The 6,199-nt window shown below is 67.0% G+C and carries 7 protein-coding genes; 3 read left to right on the top strand and 4 right to left on the bottom strand.

Features of this window, described 5'->3' with window-relative positions:
• Positions 1–1,945, top strand: a 1,945-nt coding sequence (locus AB0L25_RS39005; protein WP_500178436.1) for a HEAT repeat domain-containing protein, incomplete at its 5' end; no start/stop codon positions are given.
• 116 nt (positions 1,946–2,061) lie between these two features.
• Here AB0L25_RS39005 and AB0L25_RS39000 read toward each other — a convergent pair.
• From AB0L25_RS39000 to AB0L25_RS38990, 3 genes are all read right to left on the bottom strand, one after another.
• Positions 2,062–2,781 carry a hypothetical protein gene (locus AB0L25_RS39000; protein ID WP_500178434.1) on the bottom strand — a complete coding sequence of 240 codons (720 nt, stop codon included), beginning with the start codon at positions 2,779–2,781 and terminating at the stop codon, positions 2,062–2,064.
• 218 nt (positions 2,782–2,999) lie between these two features.
• Positions 3,000–3,203, bottom strand: coding sequence for a DUF397 domain-containing protein (locus AB0L25_RS38995; RefSeq protein ID WP_500178432.1), 204 nt, complete (start codon positions 3,201–3,203; stop codon positions 3,000–3,002).
• Complete coding sequence (locus tag AB0L25_RS38990) at positions 3,200–4,066, bottom strand: helix-turn-helix domain-containing protein (protein ID WP_500178430.1); 867 nt, start codon at positions 4,064–4,066, stop codon at positions 3,200–3,202. The genes AB0L25_RS38995 and AB0L25_RS38990 overlap by 4 nt, the downstream gene beginning before the upstream one ends.
• A 420-nt stretch (positions 4,067–4,486) precedes the next feature.
• On the opposite strand from AB0L25_RS38990, the gene AB0L25_RS38985 reads away from it, so the two are divergent.
• Both AB0L25_RS38985 and AB0L25_RS38980 read left to right on the top strand, forming a co-directional pair.
• Positions 4,487–5,212, top strand: a complete 726-nt coding sequence (locus tag AB0L25_RS38985; RefSeq protein ID WP_500178429.1) for an ATP-binding protein — start codon at positions 4,487–4,489, stop codon at positions 5,210–5,212.
• 98 nt (positions 5,213–5,310) lie between these two features.
• A complete protein-coding gene (locus AB0L25_RS38980; protein WP_500178427.1) occupies positions 5,311–5,646 on the top strand; it encodes an SUKH-4 family immunity protein in 336 nt (111 codons plus the stop codon).
• 69 nt (positions 5,647–5,715) lie between these two features.
• Here AB0L25_RS38980 and AB0L25_RS38975 read toward each other — a convergent pair whose 3' ends face one another.
• Positions 5,716–6,186 carry an NUDIX domain-containing protein gene (locus AB0L25_RS38975; protein ID WP_500178425.1) on the bottom strand — a complete coding sequence of 157 codons (471 nt, stop codon included), beginning with the start codon at positions 6,184–6,186 and terminating at the stop codon, positions 5,716–5,718.
• Positions 6,187–6,199 lie beyond the last annotated feature (13 nt).

Raw genomic sequence — 6,199 nt, 5'->3', positions numbered from 1 at the left:
ATCCGGTGCCTCAAACGCTACGTCGCACGCGAGCTCTTCCAGATCATCACCGCTCACGATCTCGAACTCGCCGCTTGACATCCATAAGAGCATCCGGGCCGAAATCGTTGAGCTGCTGGTCAGCATCGGATCGGAAGCCGTCGATCGCTGCGACATGGAGTACGTCGATACCGTCGACTACAGCGGAGCCGCGAAGGTGGTCCGCAGCCGCGCGGAAACGTTCATCGGGTTGGCGTGCGATTCCGACGTTCGCGTGCGCCGGGCCGCGATCCCGGGGCTCGGGTTGTTCATCGACGATGGCGACCGGGCTTCGATGGTGTTGCACGCTCGGCTGTCGGCCGAGCCGAGCTTCGTCGAGCAGCTGCTGATCGTTGAAGCAATGGCCAACCTTGCCCTGCGCCTACCGGAGCGCACCAAGGCTCAGGCGATCGCGTGGTTCGCCGAGCTGGCCGCCAACCCGAGCACGGCCCCTCAGACCAGGCTCGCGGCCGTCGTCCAGCGGGCTCGCTGTGCGTCCGAACGGATAGGCGATGACACCATCACGACCGCGATCGGCCTGCTGCGCGAGCTGCAAGACGCCGACGTACCGGTCGAAGCATGGTGCGACCCGCCTCACCCAGCAGAGCCGGCGGTCTCGGGAGACGGAGCACCACCGCAGATCGTGGCCGCTTTCGAAGACCTCGAACGAGACGGCCAGATCTACTCACCCACCACGGCGTTGCTGCGCACCTTCCATGGGACGTTGGCGGCGAGGGTGCCGCAGCGCACGGCGCTTCTCGCCGAGCAACTGCGCAGCCGCGATCCCGGCTCCCGCCTGGACGCCATCCGGATGAGCGCCGAGCTCATGACGTCCTGGCGCGGAGACCACGCACGGCTCATCATGCTCGTCGCCGAACACCTCAACGCGTCCCATGACCAAGTCGCTGCAGAGGCGGCGGCCACGTTGAATTCCTGCCATGTGATCGCCGAACCGGCCCGCGAAGCCCTAGCGGCGCACGTCACCGCGCAGTACACCACGTACGGACCGGACGTCTGGTGCGCGCCCCGGCCGCACCTGCGCAGAAGCCACCAAGAGGCAGTCCAAGCGCTGGCCCGCCTCGGTGATGCGCGAGCGGTGCCGAGCATCCTCACGGCCCTGGACAGCGGAACCGACGCCTGGCGAGCGGTGCAGGTCGCCGGGACACTGCCGCAAGCAGCCGACCAGCTGGTACCCCGCCTATCCGGCCACTTGATGAGTCTCGACCTCGCCCAGGGAACATGGCACATGAGCGCGCGGTCCGATCTGTCGGCCCTGGCCGCCCTCGCCGATGCCAGCGCGATCGGGGTGATCACCGAGACTCTCGCTACGGCAGTGCGTCATGAGCTGTGGTCGATCGCATGCTCGGCCCTGGAGGCGCTGAAAGCCTTCGGCCCGCCGGCCGCCCCCGCCTTGCAAACGGTCCGATCCCTGATCACGGCCTCCAACGCCGAGGTGCGCCAGGCAGCCGTCGCCGCGTTGTGGGCCATCGTCGGCGACCCGGATGAAGTCATGCAGCCATTGCTCGAGCTGCTCGACGAGCCCATCACCTTCCGAATCGCCGGGGCAGCCGACGTGCTCGCCGAGATAGGCCCTCCCGCGCGGGAAGCAGTGCCTCGCCTACGGGGCCTGCTGTCTCACAGCTATGAATGGGTGCGGGTCCCCTGCGCAACCGCCCTCTGGGGGATCGCCGGTGCCCCAGAGGCTCCGGCCGTGCTCGACACGGTCCTCCAAGCCTGGGAACAGAACCCTGCGGTCGCCAACCATGTCGTCGCATGCCTGGACCGCATGGGCCCCGCCGCACGACCCGCCCTGCCCCAACTCCGTTCCGAGCTACTCCACCCACAGCGGCGCGGCAGATTCAACAGCATCGACAACGACGAAGAGCTGCAACAGATCAGCCGCACCCTCATCGAACGGCTCACTTGAAACTGCGATGCAAGCACGGAAGTTGATCTTCGCACTCAGGATGGAGAAGAGCTCGGTGATGGTCCCGCCCTGCCCCCGACCACGGAGGCCGGGGGCAGGGTTTCGTCCGTGCTTGGCTACTGGCCGAACGCGTTCTTGAGGTCGGTCACCGCCTGCTGCGGAGTGAGAAGACCGATCGGTCGGCGCGGCAGAGGCCGCGGACCGTTGTTCTCGATCAGGTAGGTCGGTCCGTATGGCCACGGGCCGTCCGCGAACACGACCAGGTTGTCGGCCGGCCAGTGCGTGATGGCGTCATGGACGACGTCGCTGTGCGGTCCCGGCGTCGCGATCCAGAGGACGGTCGAGGCCAGCGTCCCGGCGTCGCTGCGGACTCTGAGCGCGCTGGTGACGTCCGCTTCGAACTCCAGGCGTTCGACGGCGTTCTCCAGCGTCTCGGCCACGTGGAGGCGCGATGAGAGGGCGCGGAGGAGTTCATCGTCGAGCGTTCCGTCGAAGAGCCGCTCGAGGGTGTCGCCGGTGGTGAGGACCCAGGACACTCCGATCTTGCTGGTGAGCGCCTCGGTGAACGCGGCCCGCAGGAATCCGTGGGCTCCGGCGCCGATGAAGCCGGTGCCCTGGGGGTGCGCGAAGGCGTGGGCCAGAAGATCGGCCCTCGCGCCGACCGGTCCGAGCTTGTGCGAGCAGCCGGTGATCCGCCGCGCGAGGACGTCGCGAAGTCGGCTGTCGAGACGCGAGAGCACGACCCCGGGCGTCGGCTGCTGCGCGAACCGGCTCTGCCCCTTGGCCTGGTGGTCGCAAGCGCACGCTCGGGTGCGGGTGCGGACGAGGAGATTCATGGGCCACTCCAATGGTGGGTCGGTTTCTGACGAGCCCGATGAAATCGGAGGTAGCCCAGGTCAGCCCGTGATCAAAACTCGCGGTGGGGAGAAGTCGTCAACCCGTTGGAACGCCGGCCCGCCGACGTCGATGGCTGAACCGGCGCCCGCGCAAGGCCGGGCGGTCGCTTCGCCGGCGCCTGAGTGTTTCTACTCATTGAGCAGAAACACTCATCGCCTCACGCGTCGTGGAGGCCGCTCTTGAGGGTCTCGATCATGGCTCGCGCGTCCCCGAGGCCGAGGTCCAGCCGCGGGCCGTCCGGGTCCTTGGAGTCGCGGATCGCGAGACCTCCCGGCATCGGGGCCAGCTCGACGCAGCCCTGACTGCCTTGGCTGGCGGTCGCCTTGCGCCAACGCAGAGCGGAAGGAGCCGGGTCGGTCATCGATTCTCCCCTTCGATCTTTCGCAAGAAGGACACCGTCTCGCCGGGGTCGAGGGCCGACGCCACCAGCAGATTGAACTTGGTGGTCATACGCCTCACCTGGTGCGGCTGCTCCAAGTACGCGTTGCCGGCCTGACTCTCGACGTAGACGACGTCCGGGTCGGTGGGCTCGGGGAAACCGAGCAGTGAGAACGGTCCGTCGAGCCCAACGTGTGCACCCTTACTGAAGGGTAGAACCTGCAAGGTGATGTTGGGAGCCTCGGTCGCCTCGATCAGCCGTTGCACCTGCCGCCGCATCACGTCCGGCGCCCCGATCGACCTGCGAAGAACGTTCTCATCCAAGATCACCCAGAGGGAGAACGACGGAGCCGCACGGTCGAGGATCTGCTGCCGGGCGACGCGCAACTCCAGGAGACGGTCGATCGTCTTGGGAGCCTCACCGGGGAGGGTCGCCCGCAGCACCTCTCGGGCATAGTCGGGCGTCTGCAGCAGGCCGTGAACGAGCTGGTTGTCAAAGTGACGGAGTTCCGTGGCCTCGCTCTCCAGGCCGATGTAGGAGCCGAAGCGTGGCGGGAAGACGTCCTGGAACTCGCTGTACCAACCCGGCTGCGCAGCCTCCTTCGCCAACTGCAGCAGAGTGTCCCTGGCCTGGACGTCGGTCGCGGCGAACAGTTCGAGCAGGAAACGGATCTCCCGCTGCTTGGGCGGCTGTGCCTTGCCCGTCTCGATCCGGCTGACTCGTGACGGCGAGCATTCCAATTGCTCGGCTACCTGTTCGATGGTGTACCCGGCGGTCTCTCTCAGCTTTCGGAGTTCTGAGCCCAGACGACGCATACGGACCGTGGTGACTCGAGGCTGCGGCATGGAATCCCCTCTGCTTGCCGGGCACAAGTTACCCGGAGCAAGTTGCGTCCGCACTTCGAACCCCGGAAGGGCACCCAACGGGACACGACATTCATGTCATAGCACCTCATACCCTCCCCGACGACTAGCCGCACACTTGTGCCGCACAGATTCCAGGTGCATGCTGTGCCCCGTGACCGCTCGACCACGCAGAGCAAGTGAGTGCAGTGAGCAGCCATGTCCCCCTCGCCACGGACTGCGGTTCCCGAAGCGGTCCTGAGCATCGCCGGTCAACGAGGAAGAGGCCCGGACACGGTTCACCTACACCGGGACTGGGCCTTGATCGGACATGGAGGTCCGACCCATGAGAGATCGCAGGAGCCCGTCACCTCCGGCAGCACTTCGCCTCCGGAGCACCCCACTCACGAAAAGGAGCGATCGGTGCTGACCAGCGACGGGAGCAGCATCGCGTCCGGCTCGGCATGCGTGTACACCCTTCCACACGACCCCACCTGCGCCTCTCGGGCGCGATCGCTGCTCGCCACCACGATGAAGGAGTTGCGTTTCTGTGGCGACGTGGTCGCCGACGCCGAGATCGCCGTGTCGGAACTGGCCACGAACGCGCTGACCCATGCGAGCACGACCGCGCCCGCCGAACTGTGGATCTGGGCGCGCAGCCGCCCGACGCCCCAACTGGTCGTATCCGTGTTCGACGCCCACCCCGAAAGCCGTCCCGTGCTCTCCGGCGCAGGACTCCTGGAGGAGCATGGCAAAGGGCTGGCCATCGTCTCGGCGCTTGCAGTGGCGACCGGCACCCACCGGACGCGCTCACGAACCGGTGCCGTCGTGCCGGGCAAATCCGTCTGGTTCACCGTCCCCCTGCCGATGCCCTGGCCAGCACCCGCAACGCTCGTCCCTCCGGCCCTTGCCGCAGCCAGGCTTCGCGAAGCGCTGAACGGGCGCGGCATTCCCACCGCACACCGCAGTGACAACCGAGGCATCACGATCATCAACGCCGGCACCCTCAACGTCTGGGTGCAACCAACGGCATTTGCCTGGTGCGACGACCACGGCTACGCGCGTTTGCCCCTGAGCGATCTACAAGAGGCCACGGAGCGAATCGTCAGTTGCCTGGAGAGCGGTCGACCGCCCGTTGCGCCGGCCTGACGACGCCCTTACCCGCACAGACCGCCGTGGGGCGCGGCGCCACCTCCCGTCGCCGCGCCCCACGGCTCCCGCTTTCACGACCTACGAAGGCCATCCGCATGTACTTGGACCCGGACGAGTCCACTGCCGCGCAGAACACCGTCGGCGCAGCCGAGGCTTGGCATCGTGTCCGGCAACACCTTCCCGGCGACAACGACCAGCCGATCCTCCTGCACGTCCAAGAGTTCGAGGACGGCTTCCTCGTTCTCCCCGTCGTGGTGGAATTGCCCGAGCCTCCACCGGTGCCCGACATCGACACCGTCACCACATTCGTCGTCGACAAGGCCACCGGCACCGTCACCCGCTGGCCACTGCTGAAGTTCGACATCCTCACCGACCAGTACCGCCGCTACCGCCGCGGCGAGCCACTGACGTACGACGAACCCACTCCGTGATACCTACATCACCAGGAACCGGTCGATCTCGCTCTGACGCTGACCGGCCCGCGGCTCGCAGAACGGGCTTCATCCGGTCCATTCGCCGTGCTCGAGATAGCGAGGGGCACCTTCCTGCTTGGCGGCGTGGCCATGGAGGAGGCGGCGGGCCAGACGGGCGATGGTCAGTTCGTGGGCTCGGTCGACGTCATGGAAGCCGTACCCGACCAGTTCCTTCGGGTCGAGTTTGATGGCGGCGAGCTGGTCCTCGGTGAGGCTCCCGCCGTCGAAGATGAACAGGATCTTGTCGCCTTCGGCATCGTTGGGGGCCCAGTCGGCGACGAGCAGCCGACCGATGGGCGGGGTGATGCCCAGCTCTTCGGCGACTTCACGGGCCGCGGCTTGTCGGGGCGTTTCGCCTTGTTCGATGTAGCCGCCCGGGATGTCGCGGTAGTCCTTGTAGGAGGGGTCGACCAGGAGCACCTGGTCTTGGTCGTTGAAGAACAGGACGCCCGCGGCCGCTCGGGCCCGGGTGAAGCTCTCGGCTGGGTCGTCGCTCACAGCGTCGAGAGTA

Origin of the sequence: Spirillospora sp. NPDC052242 (assembly GCF_040679555.1) — a bacterium.
Lineage (GTDB): Bacteria > Actinomycetota > Actinomycetes > Streptosporangiales > Streptosporangiaceae > Spirillospora.
The sequence above is the reverse complement of the archived record's forward strand: the minus strand, read 5'-3'. Positions and strand labels throughout refer to the sequence as shown.